The sequence below is a fragment of the Paenibacillus sp. 2TAB19 genome (assembly GCF_052115185.1).
Lineage (GTDB): Bacteria > Bacillota > Bacilli > Paenibacillales > Paenibacillaceae > Pristimantibacillus.
Genome location: NZ_JBFRGE010000004.1, coordinates 50842 through 72476 on the forward strand (window position 1 = coordinate 50842; position 21635 = coordinate 72476).

A 21635-nucleotide genomic window follows, 5' to 3' on the forward strand; every position below is an offset into this window, starting at 1 on the left:
CAATGGAGGCGATACGTAAGCCTGATCTTAAGATAGTGGGCATAGGTTCTACGCAGGGCGGCGAAGTCGGCATGGCGAAGATTGAAGGAATCGGGCGAGTGAAGGGCAGCATACGCTGCACGGACTTTGTGCTGGATGGTATAGCGACGATCTCTGGCAGTCTGGAATCTGTAAAAGCCCGATTGTATGGAACGTCTCACATCGAGGGCAATATGCTCGCGAAGCAGCTTGAGCTGAACGGTAAAGTAACAATAGATGGCGATTTGATAGGCGACTTTATGGAGATTAACGGGATGTTGACGGTCAAGGGCAAGTGCGAGATGGAAACGTTCCGCGGGAGCGGCAGGCTGCATGTAGGGTTGCTAAACGCAGGGACGGTCGAACTGAAGATCCACGGGAACTGCAGCATTGGAGAAATCGGCGGCGAGCGCATTAGTATTCGGAAGGGATCGAGCAAAGGTCTACTTAAATGGCTGAAGACGCTTCCTGTTCCATTCAGCGATAAGCTGAGTGTTCATACAATTGAAGGCGACGACATTCATGTGGAATATACGAAGGCAAAGGTCGTGCGCGGGAATAACGTTACGATTGGTGCGGGCTGCGAGATTGAGCTTGTGGAGTATAAGGAGAAGTTCGTTCAGGATAAGAGCGCGCATGTCGGCAGCAAGGTTAAGCAATAAAGGAGAAGACGGAGGGGAGGCTAAAGGAATGAGCAGTATGTCACAAGGCGGATTAACGAGCGGTGGCTTAACGATTACGGGTAGCTCCGTTGCGCTTGGCGGCCATTATGATCGGGTGAAAATTGTCGGAGAAGGCTCGATAGAGGGCGATGTGCAGAGCAATAAGCTCAAAGTTATGGGCACGCTGGAGATGAACGGGCGATTGCAGACGAAGGACATTCATGTTGTCGGCACAGCCGTCTTCTCGGATCATGTGCAAGCAGCAACCGCGAAGGTGACAGGAACGGCGACAGTTGCAGGAAATGTGCAAATACAGGAGCTTCGCTGCTCGGGGGCGATGGAGGTTGCGGGCAACGTGCGCAGCGAGCGGTTCATACTGAAAGGTGAACTGAAAGCGAAGGGAGCCTGCGAGGTTGATCAGTTCACGGTGAGAGGCATGTTCCACATTGGAGGCCTCCTGAATGCGGGACGGCTGGACATTAAGCTGTATCAGGACTGCTCGGCTGATGAGATTGGCGGGGAGAAGATCACGATCAAGAAGGCAAGCCTGCTCAATCCGTTCAACCTGTTTTTCTTCAGGCCGGACGCCAAGGCGTCGTTGACAACGAACGTCATTGAAGGCGATCAAATCTATATCGAGTATACGAAGGCGGGTATTGTTCGCGGTAAACGTGTGACGATTGGGCCCGGCTGTGAGATCGGCGCAGTCGAATATAAGGAAAGCCTCGAGCTGATGAGCGGATCTACGGTGAAGCAGAAGCGCAAAATATAAGGGATGAAGCGGATTCGGCAATAAGCAGCCGGATCCGCTTCTTTTTTATGCATCGAAGGACTTATCTTCATTTCATGCTTGTATGATTTTGATGATGTGAGTATGATGGACTTTGGAACTAGGGGATATTTGGAAGCCCCGTGACGGTTCTGGCACACCTAGCATACATACAGAAGGGGAACGGAATCATGAGGGGTCATAATCGTACTAGAAAGATAGTTAAGGGTATTGCGGGATTAGCTTTGCTGTTTGTTATTCTAAGCGGGTGCTCGGTCGAAACGAAGCAGACTGCACAGATGATCGAGGATCAGATCGAGAATGTCACGGATAGCGCGAATCCTTATGTGTTGGCAGTTAAGGGTGGCTACCAGGAGGATAACCCGGATCAATTGTACGGAGATACATTCGAGCAGTTTTTTGCGGGACCTACATGGACCTATTTCTTGTCAGATACGGATGAGCATGTCGTTGAGTTTACAGGTATGATGATGTATATGGATACAGAAGTTAAAGCACGTTTGCAATTTATTGTGGACGACGAGTCGGATACGATCGAGGTAGGTGCATTGTCCTTCAATGATGTCCCGCAGACGGAGCTGATTAAGCTGTCCGTGCTGACCAAAGTATTCGAAGACGGCTCGGCCGCTTCCGGAACAGAGGGGCAACCCGTTGAGGGAATTGAGGAAATTGCCGAGTCTACTCAAGCGCCAATGACAGATGCGAACGAAAATATTGAGGGTATGTACGCAGGGCAGCTAGAAGGAATTTCGCTCGTTTTGGGCGACTCCACAGAGCTGATTGCCGAGCATTACGGCGAGCCGGTTGAGGCTGATTATTATGAAGGCGGTCTTTATTTTTCCTACTCCGATGTTGTTTTTCTGACTAGCGCCGCGAGGGCGGAGGACGGAACGATCGAGCATGGCAAAATCATATCCATAGCGCTTCCGAGGGGCGCTTCAATCGGCGGTGTCGTTGTCGGTGATACGTTCGACGAGATCGAGGCCGTTATGGGAGAGGGCTATCGTTATGGGGACGAAGAGGGCAGCGGGTGGTATTTGGAGTATGCATACGGCGACTACGTCGTCTCGTTCTCGGCCCAAGAGGAAGCGGGCGATACGATGTCGATGGAGTATCATCATGCCCAGTATGCGGTTCCATACTCATAAGTAAGGCGATAAGGATCATAACCGATTGGGGTTATGATTCTTTTTTTACCAACTATTTCGTCAGATGGACAGCTTTCGGCTAAAATAAAGATACATGGCTTATTCGATTCGATCGGAATCATCTCAACTGTGCTCAAACTTTATTTGCGTCTATGTTGGATAATTGCATTAACTTTTCGGCTGTTCAAGCATGGAGTTGATGCGAAAATCCAATATAGCACTCAGTCAAGCTTCAAATGGGGCTTCTATCCTGCAGAAATCCATTATAGCAATACCCACCAGCAAAACAGCGGCCAAAGGTCGGCGTTCCGGTAATTATTCTTAGAGAAGGAGGCGCGCAGATGAGCGATACGATTACACTTGGTATGGGCTGCTTCTGGAGTCCGGATGCATTGTTCGGCAGCGTCCCGGGCGTCGTTCGTACGCGGACAGGTTATGCCGGAGGCACGACGCCAGCTCCAACCTATCGCCAGATGGGCGACCATTCGGAGACGGTAGAGCTAGAGTACAATACCGCCGTTGTTTCCCTTGAAGAGCTGTTGCGGCTTTTCTGGGATAACCATAACCCCTACAATATTAATGGTTACAAGGGAAGACAATATCAGTCCTTATTGATCTATCATCATGAATCGCAGCTAGACGCTATACAAAAGGTACTGAAGGAGCGGGAGACAGCACCCGATACGGAAATACAACCGTATACAATGTTCTGGGAAGCTGAGGATAGGCATCAGAAATATTATTTGCACAGATATCCACAAGCGGTTGATGCGCTTAATGGTCTGTATTCCTCGCGTGATGAGCTGCTGAGTTCTACGCTAGCTGCGCGTTTGAATGGTTTAGCCAAAGGGTACACCAACCTGTCGCGTTTAAAAGAAGAAATCGGAGGATGGGATATCGACTCGGGTGAAGGGGAACGTATTTTGCATGTAATCACCCAAATTCGTTGGTAAAGGAGGGGATGGGCAATGACCTTGTTTCAAATGAAGCCTATACAGAATGGGCAGCATCGTATGGTTTCTTTTCTGGAGGATAACTACGTTTGCACAGGTTCTGCTGGATTAGGGGATTTGGAGTGTGTCAGTGAGACGGAGCTCGTTGCGCGGGTAACTCGGCAATACGGGGCGGAAGCTGCGGCGCTAAGCAAAAATATCGAGGAGCTCAGCCGCTTCGTGCTCCATATGCAAGATGGCGACTACGTGCTTGTGGCTGACGGGGACGATGTTCATCTAGGAGATCTAGGCGACTACTATTATGTCGATCGCTTCGATAATGAGGAAGACGGCAGCTGTCATCGACGCGGGGTTACATGGTTGAAACGGTATGCTCGTGCCGACCTTAGAGAGGAGCTGCACGCTTTTCTAACGGATGAGGCTGCGGTATCACGATTCGAGAAGCCCGTCTCCAGGACGGAATTGGAGAACGAGTGGGCAGTAAAGAAGCCGAACGTTAATCAAACGAGCGATGAAGGGCCTTCTTCTGCAGTACCTGCTTATCTCATCGCAGAGGCGCTGACGGTATTGGAAGCTGCGCTGCATAGCGACAATGCGGATCGGAGGGAACGTGCGGCTATTGCAATACTGCAATATGCGGGTCAATCTAGCGTGATGCCATGAGGTAATAGCTCTGATCAAGAGGAAACTCTTGTCCAGAGCTATTTTTATTTTGTTATTTTTGTTAGCTAACATATCAAAAAAGATACAAAAAACAATGATCACGCCATGTTTTATGTAATCGCTTCCATGTATAATATTGGTGTAATTATAATGATGTTATCCAATATATGGTGCGGAGGGATGCGGTTTGTTCATAGCAAGGAAAAAATGGTTGTCCAGTCTCATAGCTTTATCGATGCTGATTTATTTGTTAGTACCGGTTGCAGGCATTGCATATGCGCAGACAGAGGATGTGAATTATGACTTCGAGGATGGCACGATAAGCGGCTGGCAGGGCGGCTGGGGGGATGCGCTAGTATCGGTAGAAGCAAGCGGCGATCTCGCTGCTGAAGGCAATAGCTATGCGCTAAAAGTAAATACGAGCTATTCGAACACTGCGACATGGCAGACCGCTGCCATTCGTGTATATCACGGCCTTGATCTAACGAAATACGGCAAGGTCGATTATGATCTCTATGTCCCGCAGTCTTTCCCCGGCGTTCTCGGGGTCAGCACTGATCTGAACGGCAGTTGGCAGGGGTTAGACTACAGCAATCATGATATAACCGCGCTTGCCTCGGGTGCTCAGACGATCAATGGCATCTCCTATGTGCCGATCCATAAAAGCGTCGTCATACCGACAGGCTCAGCGCAAGGCGAGCTCGTTATTCAAATGCAGAAGAACATGGATCTCGTCTACAACGGTGCAATCTATGTAGATAATATCCGATTGTCTGCACGGACTGATGTCCCTGTCGATCCGGAGCCGCCTACGCAAGTCGTCGGTACGTACAAGGCTGTCGATGCGTTGCTGGCTGGCATTGGACCTGAATTCAGAACCGTTCCAGTTGGAGGCGATGCTCTCTATGAAGGCGAAGGCTACGTCTCCTTCTTCTATGAGCATGACGAAGCGAGTCCTGGAACGGCTACGTTCAATGTGAACGTTCCGGAGACAGGGCTATACAAGTTAATAGTCGGCTATTACGCGCCCTATGGCGACAAGGAAACGTCGATTCTCATTAACGGACAGTCAAACGGCAACTCAAAGCTGCCGATATTGCCCGCGGGTGAAGTAACTGGTGAGTACGCGGCCGGTAAAGTACTTCTGCAAGAGGGGGCAAACACAATCGGTTTTGCGAGAAACTGGGGATACTACGGCATTGAGTACATTACGCTTGAATCCGACAAACCGGTAGCCGACCGCGTCGAGGCGGAGAACGGCGTCATAGGCGAAGGGGCATCCGTGCTGATGGACGCGCCGGGGTATTCGGGCACGGGCTACGTGTTCATGTCGGGGAGCGGTACTATTACACTGACGTACAACGCGGCTTCTGAGGGGCTGTATGATTTTGCTATCGGCTACCAAGCTCCGTATGGTTACAAAGAGACATCCGTGCTGCTGAACGGTTCTCCTGTCGCAAGCGTTCCGCTTGAGCAGACGACCGAGTTCTCGGAGAAGCAGGCAGGTAAGCTGCTGCTTCAAGCAGGTGAAAATACGATTACGTTCGAGCCGTTCTGGGGCTGGTACAATATCGACTACGTTTCGTTGACGCCTACGGCTCCGCCGAAGACGCATAATGTGCCGAAGACGCTTGTGAATCCGAACGCTTCGCCAGAGGCGCAAGCGGTCATGAACTATCTCGTGGACAACTACGGCAAAAAGATTATTTCCGGCCAGCAAACGTTGGAAAACACAGAATGGATTTATGAGCAAACGGGCAAATATCCGGCTATTTTCTCAACTGACCTGATTGAGTATTCGCCTTCCCGCGTCGAGTACGGGTCGACTTCGCAAGAGGTCGAGAAGATGATGGACTGGGCGGAGAGAGGCGGACTAATTTCCTTGTGCTGGCATTGGAACGCTCCGAAGGGGCTGTTCGGCAATGAAGTGGGCAAGGAATGGTGGAGAGGCTTCTATACAGAATTCACAACTTTTAATCTTCAGTATGCGCTAGATAACAAGGATTCGGAGGATTATGAGCTGCTGATTCGCGACATCGATGCGATATCGGTGCAGTTGAAGCGACTGAAAGATGCGAACATTCCCGTGCTATGGAGACCGCTGCATGAGGCAGAAGGCGGCTGGTTCTGGTGGGGAGCGAGCGGTCCAGAAGCAGTGAAAGAGCTTTATCGTATGATGTACGACCGGATGACAAACTACCATGGCTTGAACAACCTGATCTGGATTTGGAACTCTCCTTCAGCGGACTGGTATCCAGGCGATGATGTAGTAGATATTATTAGTACCGACATTTACAATCCGGCGGGTGATTACAGCCCGAGCAGCAATAAATACGACAGCCTTGTATCGCTTGTGAACGATAAGAAGCTGGTTACGCTGCCAGAGAACGGACCGATTCCGGATCCGGATTTGCTACAAATTTATAACGCCGACTGGAGTTGGTTCAGCACATGGGCAGGCAGCTTCATTACGGACGGCGTCACTAACACCGCAGAGCATTTGGATAAAGTATTTAACAGTGATTATGTCATTACGCTGGATGAGCTGCCTGACCATATATACAGCTACGGACTGCCGGATACGTCGGCTTCCTTATCAGCATCGCCGAATGCGAATGGATGGTTTAACGAGGATGTTACGGTGACTTTAACCGCCGGCCCTTCTGGTGAAGGAGATTCGCTAACCACGTATTATGCGGTCAACGATGGCGCTTACGGGGTATATGCAGAGCCTATGGAGATTTCTTTCGAAGGCGAGACGACGATTTCGTATTATTCGGTTGATGCCGCAGGTGCAGCGGAATCGGTCAAGACGGTTCAGGTGAAGCTGGACAAAACAGCGCCGTCGGCGCAGCTGTTGCAGTCGGGCAGTGCTGTCCATGATATTACGCAAGGAGAGCCGCTGCGATTCGATCTGACAAGTACGGATGCGGCATCCGGCGTTGCAGCCGAGCAATTGTTGCTTGACGGAACAGCGATTGTCAGCGGTAAGGCTATCAACTCATCGGCTCTTTCGGCGGGATCGCATACGGTTCAGTTTACCATTACGGACAAAGCGGGCAATGAACAAGCAGGCAGTGTTACCTTTGGAGTTGTGAAGCCGCTGGCGAAAGGCGCTCCTGGCAAGCCGGTGTTAAGCGACAACAATGGTTATGACACCGGATTGAAGGATGGCAGCTATACCGTTACGATGAACCTGTGGCACGGCAACAACGGTACGGAGTTCAAGTTGTATGAGAATGGCGTACTCGTTAACACGAAGAAGCTGACGGACGTATCGCCATCTGCGCAAACCGTCGCGACTGCGATTGCAGGCAAAGCAAACGGTACGTACACGTATACATGCGAGCTGACGAATGTTTTCGGCACAACTTCGTGCACGCCGCTCGTCGTCGTCGTTAAGGATGCAAACCCGGGCAAACCCGTATTGTCCAGCGACAACTGGGATGGAGACGGCCAGTTCAAGGTAACGATGAATATGTGGTGGGGAACGAATGCCACGGAGTATCGTCTCTACGAGAACGGTCAGATCATCGATGTGAAGCCGCTCAGCGAATCTACGCCTGGCGCGCAAAACGCAGTGACAACAATCACGGGTAAGGCTAAGGGCACCTATACGTATCGATGCGAGCTTGTGAATGCGGCTGGCGTTACTTGGAGCGATACGATAACGGTCGTGGTGAAGAAGCAATAGGAATTAAGTTTAACCAAAGCTTTGTCCGTTCCAATAGGAGCGGGCAGAGCTTTTTTGTGTTAGGCGTGGACCCACACAACAGTCCCGAAACCGCCAAGCCCAGCGCTGTAAGAGCATATATGACCTTACCCGTGACACAAACGGGTTACTCCTTCGCTGTAAGAGCGCATACGCACTTACAGCCTCGCACGAACACGGCACTTTTAGCCTTTTTGCAATCGTAGAAGCTATCTGCCCCCGTCTAGTGGTAGAATAAGTACAAAAAAACGAGTGATAGACAGGAGAAGTAATGAAATTGGACATCAATGTTACTCATACAGCCGTATTTTTTGATGTGGACGACACGTTATACGATCATTTGACGCCGTTTCGGAAAGCGTTGGAGACGGTCGCAGCGACTACTGAAGCGTTCCCTTACGAAGAGGCGTATCATCGGATGCGCTACTATAGCGACATACTATCATTGGAGATGGGCGGAGCGGGCAAAATGGAGGAAGGACAAGCGACGGAATTGATGCGCCGTCGGCGTTTCCAGCTCACGCTTGCCGAGTTCGGCATCGAGGTTAGCGAGCAGCAGTCAGCCGACATTCAGGCTGCTTATATCGGCTGCCAGTTCGACATCCAGATGTTCGACGGGGCGCGCGAATTGCTGAAGCGGCTGAGCGGGGCCGGCTTCGTTGTCGGACTCATCACGAACGGGGCGGAGGCGCATCAGATGAGCAAGATCAAAGCGATGGAGCTCGATGCGCTTATCCCGCCGGAACGTCAATTCGTTTCGGGCAAGGTTGGCCACGACAAGCCCGATCGCCGTATTTTCGAATACGTGAATGAACAGACGGGAACGAAGCCGGCGAACTGCATCTATGTCGGCGATTCGTGGCGCAACGACGTCATCGGCGCGATTGAGGCGGGCTGGAGCGTCATTTGGTTCAATCATCGCGGCGCGAAGCCCGAGTCGGAGCATATGCCGCATCATATCGCGTCAAGCTATGAACAATTGAATCGTCTGCTTATGAGAAATGAAGTGCGTTCGGTATAATGGTTTGCGAAGAGAAGGAGGGTAGGCTAAAACGTGGGGACGGGCAACTTGTACCGCAAATATATGAAAAATAACTTATTCGTCAAAATGATTCTGTTGTTCGCCGGCATCACGATCGTCACGATCATCACGTTCTCCTATCTGATGTACTTATCCATGTCGCAATCGGCGCTCCAAAGGCAGCTTGACGTGCAGAAGCGGGCGATCGAAAGCGTAGGCAATTATATCGGGAACAAATACGATTCCGTGCAGACGATGATGGTCGACGTGTATCGAGACAATCAGTTGGCGTTCAATATGTCTTATTTGATGGAAAAGCCTTACCCGGACTACGTGAGGTTCGGGCTCGACCAATATTACAACAACAACAGCTCCTCCGTGGACGCCGTGCAATATTTTCGCAATAAGCTGGACGACGACGCGGACATTACGAGCCTCATGATGTATAGCGCGGAGCAGCAGCAGCTCTATACGTATAACGTGAACAGGCAGTTCAAAATCGTTTCGACGAACGCGGCAAATTCGTACGTGCCGGACGCGATGTACTTGGAGGAGGGATCGAACGTCTCGCTTCCGAACATTTGGGTGAAAAAAGCCGTTAAGCTGAATCCTGAGCTCAAGCTGTACGGCGTGAAAGTGCCGATTAACAACAATCAAACGCTGCGCAATATCGGCCAGCTGCTCGTTTTCTTCGATGCGGACAAGATCAAAGTCAGCTACGCTTCGATGGAGGACAAGCTGATGGGCTCCATCCTCGTGCTGTCCGCGGAAGGGGAAGTGGTGTTTGATACTTCGGACGTCTATTATGGCAAGCCCTATCCGTACTTGGAGCAGATCGAATCGGTGTACGATTCGGACGGTGAAACGAGCCAAGGGATGATCGTGTCGAAGCTTCAGCGCACGAAGGGCGGCTTCACTGTGCTTAGCGTCGTGCCGAAGAAAGAGATTGAGGCGTCGTATCGCGGCGTCCGCAGCACGATCCTGACGATCAGCTCGATTTGTATTTTGTTCGCGATTCTCATCCCGTCCATCTTCATCTCGAACTTCGCCAAGCGGACGCATAACATCATTCGCGTCACCCGCAAAGTGAAGCAAGGCGATCTGACGGTCCGAATCGCGGATGGCAAGGAAGACGAGCTGGGCCAAATCTCGAAGAGCTTCAACGATATGCTCGAAGAGCTGAACCAATATATCGACCGGGTGTACAAGGCCGAGATCAAGCAGAAGCATACGGAACTGGCGGCGCTCGAGGCGCGCGTCAATCCGCATTTCCTGTACAATACGCTCGAGGTCATCCGGATGAGGGCGATCTCCCAAGGGGCGAGCGATGTCGGCGAAATGATCTACAGTCTGTCGGTGCTGTTCAAAAGCTACGTGCACCAGAAGCCGAACTATACGCTGCAGGACGAGCTGGAGGCGTGCCGCCTTTACCTCGAGCTGTTCCGAATACGCTACAAGGACCGATTTGCCTACGCTTTCGATTGCAGCCCTGAGCTTAAGAACAAGAAGGCGCTGAAGATGTCGCTGCAACCGATTATCGAAAATTACATTTTGCACGGTCTAAGGTCGGCCAGCAGCGACAACCGCATCGATATTGAAGTGGCGAAGCAAGGCGAGTTGATTAGCGTAACGGTATCCGATAACGGCAAGGGCATAGCGCCGGAACGACTGGGTGAAATAAAGTCGGCGCTGGCCGCGCCGGAGAACGTCGGCGAATCGTTCGGGCTGCGCAGCATTCATGAACGGCTGCAGCTGCTCTACGGCGACGAATACGGTATCGCGATCGAGAGCAAGCTGGGCGAAGGGACGGCGGTGTCCGTTTATTTTCCGGATGAAGGGGAGGTTTGATGCGGATATGTATAGGGTGTTTATTGTAGACGACGAGCCGTTCATCATCGAAGGGCTTTACGATATTATCGATTGGGGCAGCATGGATCTGGAGATTGTCGGCCATGCGGAGAACGGGAAGGATGCGCTGGAGGCTCTCGCGGGGCGTCCGGCCGACATTCTAATTACCGATATCTCGATGCCGGTCATGAACGGGCTGGCTCTTATTCGAAGCGCGAGGGAATCGCTGAATGCCGACTTGAAGGTTATCGTGCTGAGCGGCTTCAACGAGTTCGATTATTTGAAAGAAGGCATGCGGCTTGGCATCGAGAACTATTTGCTGAAGCCGATCAATCTGGAAGAGCTGAAGGCGACGCTGGCCAATACGATAAGCAAGCTTAACGAAGCCAAGGCTAGCATCGATTTCAATAAGCGAAGCATAAGGATTTTGCGGGACAATGTCATGTACCGATGGCTGATGAATCAGATTGATCCGGCACAGTTCGGCGAACGCGCGGAGCTGCTCGGTATAAGACTCGATACGCCTTATGTCGCGATCGCCATCATTAGCATGGCGCACCTGCAGAGGGAGACGCTCGATTGGATGGCGACCCGTAATGAAAGCGACTATGGCACGTCCATCATCGCATTCCGCGATATGGAGGGCGATGTCGTCGTTGTGTTCAAGCTGAACGAACGCGAGGAAGGCTTGGAGCAAGCAGCGCAATTGCTGCGCAGCTTTAGAGCCGAGTGGCCTGGCAAGGAGCAGCCGAGACTGTCGCTCGGAAGCGCGGAGAAGCTGGAGGATGCAGCGCACAGTTATGCCCATGCCCGCAAGGCGCTGGAATATTACATGATCTACCCTGACCGGGAAATCGTACGTTATGACGAGCTTCCGAGCGGACAAGGCGACAATCAGCAACGGTTCCCGCTCGATTGGGCGGAGTATGCGCAGCTCATCATGGCGAAGGAGAAGGAGGAGCTGCTGCACCGCCTGGAGGATGATTTTGCGCAGCTGCAGAAGCGGGAAGGACTCACTCCGGCCGATATTCGCGATACGGGCATGGAGCTTGCGGTTCGCCTGAAGATGCAGCTCGAGGAAATTCGCCACGACGAGGAAACGCAGCTGTTCCAAGGCAGCTTCGACCAGCTGCGGCAAGCGGCGTCGCTCGAGCAAGTGGTGGAGATGCTGAAGGAAGCGGCGGGAATGACGGTCGATGCGCTCATTCGCGATGTGAAGAGTCCGATCGTGCAGCAGGTGCTGAACCATGTTAAAGACGCCTTCAACGAAGACCTGTCGCTGAAGAAGCTGGGCGCCATGTACAACATCCATCCCGTCTACTTGGGCCAGCTGTTCCATAAGGAAGTGAACGAGACGTTCACCGAGTACATGAACAAGTACAGGGTCGAGAAGGCGAAGGAGCTGCTGAAGAATACGACGCTTAAGGTGCATGACATCGCCACGAACGTTGGTTACTGGGAGACGGGCTACTTCTATAAGCAATTCAAAAAACATGTCGGCATTTCGCCGTCGGAATACAGAGGGCTGCTATAGCGATTTTTTTGTCGCGAAGCAGCTTTCTTTATTTTGAGCATGATTTATTTAGTTTCTATTCTATTTGAAAATGTTTTCATTTTATAAAGTTAAGGGAGTTCGAAGGACAAGCGTTAAGTGACACGGAAAAGGCTTTCACGCAACGACAGCACGTATAAACGATCATGCTGCGCGGAAGGATGTAACCATGCGCAGCTTGTCCCGAGAGCGATATTCGAAGGGGAGGGTAACATACATGAGTAACAAGAAAACCCGATTTTCTGTGCTGTTAACGGCACTGCTGGCGTTCGCGCTAGTTGTAAGCGCATGCGGCAGTGACAACAAAACGGAGAGCAACGGCAACGGCGGATCGTCGGAGAAGCCGGTTGAGCTTATCTGGTACACGATTGGCGTACCGCAGAAAGATTTGGCTAAGGTCAATGAAAAAATCAACGAATATACAAAAGAAAAAATCAATGCAACGGTTAACATGAAAATGATCGACTTTGGTGACTATACACAAAAAATGCAGGTCATGGTTTCCTCGGGCGAGCCGATGGACATTTTGTTCACAAGCTCGTGGGCGTTCGATTACGTGCAAAACGCGCGTAAAGGCGCATTCACGGCGATCGACGATCTGCTCGAGACAAGCGGCAAAGGCATCAAGGAAACGCTTGATCCGGCGTTCCTCGAAGGCTCCAAGGTTGACGGCCATAACTATGGCGTGCCTGCCAACAAAGAGCTTCCCGCTCAAGAGGTATGGCGCTTCAACGATGAGCTCGTGAAGAAATACAACCTGGACATCAAGAGCGTTACCACGATGGAAAGCCTAGAGCCGCTTCTGAAAACAATCAAGGATAACGAGCCGCAAGTGACGCCGCTCTCCCTTACGAAAGACTTCGTGCCGCTCATGCCTTTCGATTACATCATCGAGAAGCTGCCAATGGCCGTTTACTTGGACACGACAGACTACAAAGTGCTTAACATCTTCGACACGCCTGAACTAAAGGCTGCTCTTGATACGATGCACAAGTTCTACGAAGCGGGCTACATTTCGCCTGAAGCAGCGACGACGACTTCGGTTGAAGACCTGTACAAATCGGGCAAATGGTTCACGGACCGCGCTTCGACTCAGCCTCTTGCGGAAAACCTGTGGACGGCAAGCTACGGCTACCCGGTTACATCGACGCCTGCCGGCAAAGCGTACACGTTCAACTGGTCGGTTATGGGTTCGATGCAAGCGATCTCGGCTAACTCCGAGCACCCGGAGAAAGCAATGGAGTTCTTGAACCTGCTTAACACCGATCCGGTGCTTCGCAACATGATCGACTCCGGTATCGAAGGCGTTCACTACGAGAAAGTCAGCGAAAACGTAATGAAAAACCTGCCTGACTCGAAAAACTACGATATGCCGACGTTCTCCCTCGGCAACTTGCTTATTACGTACTTGAACGAGAACGACCCTGAGAACAAATGGGAGCTGTTCAAAGAATTCAACGCATCGGGCATCGACGCTCCGCTGCTTGGCTTTAACTTCGACGCAACGAAAGTATCCAAAGAAATTGCAGCTGTACAAAACGTTAAAGAAGAGTTCTGGTCTGCATTGATGACGGGAGCAGTTGATCCTAACGAGTTCCTGCCGAAAGCGAACGAGAAATTTAAGGCTGCTGGCCTTGATAAGGTAATAGCGGAAGTACAATCGCAGCTTGACGCTTGGAAAGCAGCGAACAACAAATAGTAGGCAACGCGAATCGGGCGGGTGAAGAATCTTCGCCMGATTCTTTTCTTTTTTTACGCTATCAGGAGTCTGGAGGGATGATTATGAAAACGCTCGGCGCTATTTTCAAAGACGTCGTTAAAAATAAAGTAATGCTGCTCATGGTGCTTCCGGGTGCCCTATGGTTTCTGTTCTTCTCCTATATCCCGATGCTCGGGACGGTTATCGCGTTCAAGGAATACCGGTTCGACAGAGACGGGTTCTGGGCCAGTATCGTCAACAGCAAATGGGTAGGTCTCGATAATTTCAAGTTTCTATTCAGCACGGACGATGCTTATATCATTACCCGCAACACGATTTTGTATAACGCGGTGTTCATCGTAGTCGGTCTTGCGCTGGCGGTGCTTATGGCCGTCGTATTGTCCGAGATTACGAATAAGAAGCTGTCTAAGCTATATCAGACCGGCATGTTCCTTCCGTACTTTTTGTCATGGGTAATTGTCGGATATTTTGCGTTCAGCTTCCTAAGCTCCGAGCGCGGCCTGTTGAATTATGTGTTCGAATATTTCGGCTGGGAATCGATGCAATGGTACTCCGATCCGAAGTACTGGCCTTATATCATCGTGTTCATTTATCTATGGAAAGCAGTCGGCTATAACAGCGTCGTCTACTTGGCGGCCATTATGGGCATCGACAAATCGTTGTATGAAGCGGCGATGATCGACGGAGCTAACAAATGGCAGCAAATTCGCAATATTACGCTTCCGCTGCTGACGCCGATCATTACGATCATGACGTTGCTTGCCGTAGGTAAAGTGTTCTACGCTGACTTTGGCTTGTTCTATCAGGTGCCGAGGGATTCGGGAACTTTGTATTCCGTCACGAACGTTATCGACACGTATGTATACCGCGGTCTGAAAACGACAGGCGAGATCGGCATGAGCACGGCGGCCGGCTTGTATCAATCGGTAGTCGGATTCGCGCTGGTCATCACGTCGAACTATATCGTACGCAGATTCAATAAAGATAACGCCTTGTTCTAAACTTCGGAAGGGAGTGGACGCCAAATGTCACTAGTTAAGAAAAAACAACGAGATTTCCATAAGCTGTCTACGCCATGGAACGCGGCCTTTAATTTATTCGCCGGCCTATTCTCTTTTATATGCGTATTTCCATTTTTGTTCGTCGTTATTATTTCGTTTACGGATGAGAACGCTCTGGCAAGGGACGGATACCGACTCATTCCGACCGAGTGGAGCCTCGAGGCGTATAAATATGTATTCCAAACAGGCGATACGTTGCTTCGTTCCTATGGGGTAACGATCTTCGTCACCGTCGTAGGAACGATCGTCAGCCTGCTGTTCATTGCCCTATATGCCTATGCGCTGTCGCGCAAAAGCTTCAAATACCGCAATTTCTTCGCTTTCTTCGCTTTCTTCACGATGTTGTTCAACGGCGGTCTTGTGCCGTCTTACATCGTGACGACGCAATTGCTCGGCCTTAAAGATACGGTATGGGCGCTTATTTTACCGCTTGCGGTCAACGCGTTCTACATTATGATTCTTCGGACGTTCTACAGCACGAGCGTGCCTGATGCAGTCATCGAATCGGGCAAAATCGACGGCGCCGGCGAGTTCGGCACATTCATTAAGCTCGTTCTGCCGCTGTCGCTGCCGGGTCTGGCTACGATCGCCCTGTTCAGCACGCTCGGTTATTGGAACGATTGGTTCAACGCTTTGCTCTATATCGACAATCCGAATCTCGTGCCGCTGCAATCGATGCTGATGCGTATCGAGACGAATCTGCAATTCATTATGCAAAACTCGCAAAACAGCTCGCTTGGACTTGAAGCGCTGCGCAATATGCCGCAGGATACGTCGCGTATGGCGATGGTTGTACTTGCGACGGGACCAATCATCTTCGCTTATCCGTTCTTCCAGCGTTATTTCATTCAAGGTTTGACAGTCGGAGCGGTTAAGGAATAGAAGAGAGGAGCGATCATACGTGATATACAAAGAGAGCCAACGTCCGGTAGCGGAACGGGTAGCCGATCTGCTCGGCCGAATGACGCCCGAGGAGAAGGTCGGACAGCTGCTGCAGCCGTTCGGCTGGCAGACTTACGAGCATAAGGACGGCAAGATAGAGCTTGCCGAATCGTTCAAGCAGCAAGTCGAAGCTGGGGGCGTCGGCTCCTTGTACGGAGCGCTTCGCGCCGATCCATGGACGGGCGTGACGCTGGAGTCGGGCTTGTCGCCGCGCGAGGGCGCGGAAGCGGTCAATGCGATTCAGCGGTACGCGATGGAGCATTCGCGGCTTGGCATTCCGATCCTGATCGGCGAGGAATGCTCGCACGGCCATATGGCGATCGGGGCGACGGTGTTCCCGGTGCCGCTGTCGCTAGGCAGCGCGTGGAACGTCGAGTTGTATCGTGAGATGTGCCGCGCCGTGGCGAAGGAGACGCGCAGCCAGGGCGGCGCCGTCACGTATTCGCCGGTGCTCGACGTCGTGCGCGATCCGCGCTGGGGACGGACGGAAGAATGCTTCGGCGAAGATCCGCATTTGATCGCGGAATATGCGAAAGCTTCCGTTGAAGGTTTCCAAGGCGAGTCGCTTGCTCATGAAGATAGCGTGGCCGTGACGTTGAAGCATTTCGTCGGGTATGGCAGCTCGGAGGGCGGACGCAACGCCGGTCCGGTTCATATGGGCAAGCGAGAGCTGCTGGAAGTTGATATGCTTCCGTTCAAGGCGGCGGTCGAAGCGGGAGCGAAATCGATCATGACGGCCTACAACGAAATCGATGGCGTGCCGTGTACGACAAGCAGCGAGCTGCTGCAGGATATATTGCGCGACGAGTGGGGCTTCGACGGCATGGTCATTACCGATTGCGGGGCGATCGATATGTTGGCGTCGGGACATGACGTAGCCGAGGACGGCTTGGACGCATCGGTGCAGTCCATTACGGCAGGCATCGATATGGAAATGTCCGGCGTAATGTTCGGACAGTATTTGCTGCAGGCTTTGAGCGAGGGCAAGCTTGATCCGGCCGTATTGGATACGGCAGCGGCTCGCGTGTTGGCGCTGAAGTTCGAGCTCGGTTTGTTCGAGCAGCCTTATGCCGACCCTGATCGGGCGGAGAAGCTGATCGGCAGCGAGGAGCATATCGCGTTGGCGCGCCGCGTTGCAAGCGAGGGTATCGTATTGTTGAAAAATGATGGCGGGACGCTGCCTCTGGAGAAGGGGACCGCGGGTCGGATTGCGGTCATCGGTCCGAATGCCGACGCGTTCTATAATCAGCTTGGCGATTATACGTCGCCGCAGCCGAAGGATAAAGTCGTGACCGTGCTGGAAGCGATTCGCAGCAGGTACAAAGAAGATCCGGACTCAGTGTTGTACGCGCCGGGTTGCCGAATTCGCGGCGAGTCGCGCGAAGGGTTCGAATCGGCGCTGGCATGCGCCGCTGCAGCCGATTCGATCGTCATGGTCGTCGGCGGTTCGAGCGCACGCGACTTCGGAGAGGGAACGATCGATCTGCGCACCGGCGCCTCGAAGGTAACGGAAAATGCGTGGAACGACATGGATTGCGGCGAAGGCATCGACCGCGTCTCGCTTGGATTGTCCGGCGTGCAGCTGGAACTGGTTCAGGAAGTGCATAAGCTCGGCAAGCCGGTCGTCGTCGTGTACATTAACGGCCGTCCGGTCGTAGAGCCGTGGATCGACGAGAACGCGCATGCGATCGTGGAGGCTTGGTATCCGGGGCAGGAGGGCGGAAGTGCGATTGCCGATGTGCTGTTCGGCGACGAGAATCCGTCCGGTCGTCTGACGGTATCGATTCCGAAGCATACCGGGCAGCTGCCGGTTTACTACAACGGCAAGCGTTCGCGAGGCAAGAGGTATTTGGAGGAAGATTCGCAGCCGCGGTATCCGTTCGGATACGGGCTTAGCTATACAACGTTTGAGTATTCGAATTTGTCGGTCGAACCGGCTGAGCTCGCCGTGGGCGAGGAAGCGATGGTGACGGTGGACGTTATGAATGCAGGTGATCGCTCCGGGGCAGAGGTCGTGCAGCTCTATGTGTCCGATGCTGCGAGCAAGGTGACGCGCCCGGAGCGTGAGCTTAAGGGGTTTGAGAAGATCATGCTTGCTCCTGGCGAGAAGCGTACCGTTACATTCTCGGTTGGAGCCGAGCAGTTGCAATATATCGGCAAGGACATGGTGCCTGTCGTAGAGCCTGGGTTGTTCCGCGTGCTTGTGGGGCGCAATGTGCAGGATACGTTGAACGCAGACCTCATCGTCCGGGAGGCGAAGTAAGGATGGAGCGGATTAGAAGATTTATACGCGAGCTTTCGGAGCGCCAGTGGCTCGAGCAGGTGGAGCTGAACGATTGGACGATCGACCGCTCGACTTATGTGCTGCCGGGACAGTATGAAGGGATTGCTCCCTATCCGGAAGGAAACGACTATAACCGTTTTCCGAGCAAACAAGGCACGACTTATTTTTTCCGTAAAAGCTTGGAGCTACCTGCCGGCTGGGCGGGCAGCGGCGGTATCGGCTTGATTTTCGATTCCGGCGGCGAGGGGCTGCTGCGCATTAACGGCGCTTCCGCGCAAGGGATTGATCGAAATCATACGTTCGTTACGCTGAGCGAAAGCATGACGGTCGGCGACGGTCGGTTGGAGCTGGAGATCGAGATGTACGATCCGATTCCCGAACCGGTGGATCCACTTAATCAGCAGGCTGTTATACAGCCTCCGATGACGGCAATCCGCAGCTTGCTCGTTCGAGTGAATCATCCCGTGCAAAGTCTGATGTACACGGCAACGGTCGTAAGAGACAGCATGCTGCTGCTTCCCGAGCAGGATGGACGGCGCAGCCGGTTAATGGCCGCGCTGTATGAAGCGATGGATGCATTCGTATCTTTAGACGAGCGGCAATGGTCGCTGCCAGAGACGGGAGCGGTCGCAGCCATCGAGGAACGGCTGCGTGCCGAGGTTCAGCGGATTGGCGGCAATGCGGAAGGTCTGATGCATATGGTCGGCCAATCGCATATCGACATCGCTTGGCTGTGGCCGGCGCGCGAGACGGTTCGGAAGACGAGCCGTACGTTCTCGACGGTTGATGCCTTAATGAATGAATATCCGCAATATCGGTTCACGCAGAGTCAACCGTTATTGTTCGAATACTTGAAGCTGAACGACCCGGAATTGTATGAGCGGGTGAAAGCCAGAATCCGCGAAGGACGCTGGGAGCTGGTCGGAGGCATGTGGGTCGAGCCCGATCTGAACATTCCGAGCGGCGAATCGTTTATGCGTCAAATGCTGTACGGGCAGCGGTTCTATCGGGAAGAGTTCGGCATAACCTCGGAGATCGAGTGGCTGCCGGATACGTTCGGTTATTGCGCTTCGCTGCCGCAGATATTGAAGCATGGCGGCATTCGTTATTTCATGACGACGAAGCTCGGATGGAATGATACGAACGTTTTCCCTTACGACCTGTTCCATTGGGTCGGCATCGACGGCACGCCGATGCTCTCGTATTTGAATCACGGCGTCAACGAAAACACGCTGCCGAAGGACGTGCACGATCACTGGCAGTCTTACCGCGAGAAGGATAAGCATGCGGAGCAGATGCTGTTGTTCGGACATGGCGACGGCGGCGGCGGGGCAACCCGCGAAATGCTGGAGTACATCGACCGCGCAGAGCTGATGGTTGGCCAACCGGCCAGCCGCTACAGTACGGCGGCCGATTTCTTCGTTGGCACTGACGAGGCATCGTCTTCGCTTCCGAAGTGGCGCGGCGACTTGTATTTGGAGCTTCATCGCGGCACGTATACGACGCATGGACGCAATAAGCTGTACAATCGCAAAGCGGAAATTCTGTACAGGGAAGCCGAGCTATGGCAATCGCTTGCTTATACAGGTGGCAACAAGGCGCGGCTGGACTCCGTCAAGTCGCAGCTGCATGAAGGCTGGAAGCTGATTCTGCTTAACCAGTTCCACGATATTATTCCGGGCTCGGCGATCACGGAAGCATATGAGACTTCGACGAAGGAATATGAGCAAGTGTTCGCGAAAGGCCGGGCTGGTCTGCAGGCGGGGCTTGAGGAGCTGACTGCCGGAATCGGAGCTGGCGGCAAGGCTGGTGAATCGCTTGTCGTATTCAACAGCCTCGGCTGGAGTCGTGACGTCATGCTGCGGCTGGCGGACGCTGCTTCGGACCTGCAGGCTTACGATAGCCATGGAGTGAAGCTGTCGATGGACCGGATGACAGAGGATGGTTCGGCGGTAATCAGAGTACCGAATGTTCCGGCTCTTGGTTATAAGACGATAGGGCTGAAGCGTGAGGATGCTGCGGTTGCGGCCGCTGCTGCTCATGCTCCGCTTGAGGATAGATGGGAAACCGAGTTTTATCTGATTACATTCAACGAACGCGGCGAAATCGCAAGCTTGATCGATAAGCAGGCCGGCAGGGAAGTGTTGAAGAGCGGCGAGACGGGCAACCGGTTCGACTTCTTCCATGACCGCCCGACGTTATGGGACGCTTGGGATATCGACGACCGTTATGAGCAACAGCCGGCCGGAGACGCCGTGCTGCTGGGCAAGGAAGTCGTATTGACGGGCGAGACGATGGACGTCTTGCGCTTCCGCTGGCGAATCGGACAATCCGACATTAGCCAGGATATGATTCTGTACCGTGATGACAAGCGGATAGACTTCGTGACGAAGGTGAACTGGAACGAGGCGCATAAGCTGCTGAAGGTCGCATTCCCGGTCGATATCGTGACAGATAAGGCGATCTACGAAATTCCGTTCGGCGCTTTGGAACGGGTGACGCATCGCAACACGAGCTGGGAGCAGGCGCAATACGAAGTTTGCGGCCATCGATTCGTCGATGTATCCGAGCGCGGTTACGGCGTAAGTTTGTTGAACGACAGCAAATATGGATACGATATCCAAGACAGCGTTATCCGCTTGTCGTTGCTGCGCGCGCCAAAGTGGCCGGATGTTACCGCAGACCTTGGCGAGCACAACTTCACTTACTCGTTGTATCCGCATGAGGGCGATTGGCGCGAAGCTCATACGCTGCGCAAGGCGGCGGAGCTTAACAGCGAAGCCGTTTCGGTTTCCCTTGCGGAATCTCCGGAGGTATCGGAGCAATCGTATATCTCGTTCGACGGCGTGCATGTTGTCGTCGACACGGTGAAACCTGCCGAGGACGGCGACGGTATCGTCATCCGTCTGTACGAATCGTCCGGCGGCCGCGAGAGCGTCACGCTCGGCTGGCCTCATGCTTTCTCGCAGGCGCGGGTTTCCAACGCGCTGGAGGAAGAGCTAGAGCAGATCAAGGCCGAAGATCGTCTCATCACGCTGCACTTTGCGCCGTATGAGATCAAAACGATCAAATTGACCTTTTAAATAGAAGTATTTGCGTTAGTCGCGGGGAATAGAGCTAGTTTCTAGCTCTATTTTGCCTAAACACACGTTAGTTTGCGAAATAAGGCTACATTATAGCTCTACCTTGGCCAGGAACACCGTCGTAGGAGGCTTTTTCGGAGGCGACGCGGCGAATAGAGCTAGTTTCTAGCTCTATTTT

General features: G+C 52.7%; 14 protein-coding genes. All 14 read left to right on the forward strand.

Annotated features, from left to right (window positions below; all coding sequences use genetic code 11):
- The first annotated feature begins 2 nt into the window (after positions 1-2).
- The 14 genes from AB4Z33_RS02765 to AB4Z33_RS02830 all read left to right on the forward strand — a co-directional run bounded on the left by AB4Z33_RS02765 (position 3) and on the right by AB4Z33_RS02830 (position 21457).
- Positions 3-680, forward strand: a complete 678-nt coding sequence (locus tag AB4Z33_RS02765; protein WP_442048432.1) for a hypothetical protein — start codon at positions 3-5, stop codon at positions 678-680.
- Positions 681-708: 28 nt separating this feature from the next.
- The gene (locus tag AB4Z33_RS02770) at positions 709-1452 is read left to right on the forward strand and encodes a bactofilin (protein ID WP_442048433.1); all 744 of its coding nucleotides are present in this window, start codon (positions 709-711) and stop codon (positions 1450-1452) included.
- Positions 1453-1640: 188 nt separating this feature from the next.
- Positions 1641-2618 carry a hypothetical protein gene (locus tag AB4Z33_RS02775; protein WP_442048434.1) on the forward strand — a complete coding sequence of 326 codons (978 nt, stop codon included), beginning with the start codon at positions 1641-1643 and terminating at the stop codon, positions 2616-2618.
- A 341-nt stretch (positions 2619-2959) separates the two neighbouring features.
- Positions 2960-3571: a peptide-methionine (S)-S-oxide reductase MsrA gene (locus AB4Z33_RS02780; RefSeq protein WP_442048435.1), complete on the forward strand. Its 612-nt coding sequence runs from the start codon at positions 2960-2962 to the stop codon at positions 3569-3571.
- Between the two features lie 15 nt (positions 3572-3586).
- A complete protein-coding gene (locus AB4Z33_RS02785) occupies positions 3587-4234 on the forward strand; it encodes a hypothetical protein (RefSeq protein ID WP_442048436.1) in 648 nt (215 codons plus the stop codon).
- Between the two features lie 187 nt (positions 4235-4421).
- Positions 4422-7928 (forward strand): glycosyl hydrolase, encoded by a 3507-nt coding sequence (locus AB4Z33_RS02790; protein WP_442048437.1) that lies wholly within the window; start codon positions 4422-4424, stop codon positions 7926-7928.
- 289 nt (positions 7929-8217) lie between these two features.
- Positions 8218-8967: an HAD family hydrolase gene (locus AB4Z33_RS02795; protein WP_442048438.1), complete on the forward strand. Its 750-nt coding sequence runs from the start codon at positions 8218-8220 to the stop codon at positions 8965-8967.
- Between the two features lie 33 nt (positions 8968-9000).
- A complete protein-coding gene (locus AB4Z33_RS02800) occupies positions 9001-10815 on the forward strand; it encodes a sensor histidine kinase (RefSeq protein ID WP_442048439.1) in 1815 nt (604 codons plus the stop codon).
- A gap of 7 nt (positions 10816-10822) precedes the next feature.
- Complete coding sequence (locus tag AB4Z33_RS02805; protein ID WP_442048440.1) at positions 10823-12349, forward strand: response regulator; 1527 nt, start codon at positions 10823-10825, stop codon at positions 12347-12349.
- Positions 12350-12584: 235 nt separating this feature from the next.
- Positions 12585-14066 (forward strand): ABC transporter substrate-binding protein, encoded by a 1482-nt coding sequence (locus AB4Z33_RS02810; protein ID WP_442048441.1) that lies wholly within the window; start codon positions 12585-12587, stop codon positions 14064-14066.
- Between the two features lie 83 nt (positions 14067-14149).
- A complete protein-coding gene (locus AB4Z33_RS02815) occupies positions 14150-15088 on the forward strand; it encodes an ABC transporter permease (RefSeq protein WP_442048526.1) in 939 nt (312 codons plus the stop codon).
- Between the two features lie 24 nt (positions 15089-15112).
- Complete coding sequence (locus AB4Z33_RS02820) at positions 15113-16030, forward strand: carbohydrate ABC transporter permease (protein ID WP_442048442.1); 918 nt, start codon at positions 15113-15115, stop codon at positions 16028-16030.
- A 79-nt stretch (positions 16031-16109) separates the two neighbouring features.
- Positions 16110-18353 (forward strand): glycoside hydrolase family 3 N-terminal domain-containing protein, encoded by a 2244-nt coding sequence (locus tag AB4Z33_RS02825; protein ID WP_442048527.1) that lies wholly within the window; start codon positions 16110-16112, stop codon positions 18351-18353.
- A gap of 2 nt (positions 18354-18355) precedes the next feature.
- Positions 18356-21457 (forward strand): alpha-mannosidase, encoded by a 3102-nt coding sequence (locus AB4Z33_RS02830; RefSeq protein ID WP_442048443.1) that lies wholly within the window; start codon positions 18356-18358, stop codon positions 21455-21457.
- The last annotated feature ends 178 nt before the right edge of the window (positions 21458-21635 follow it).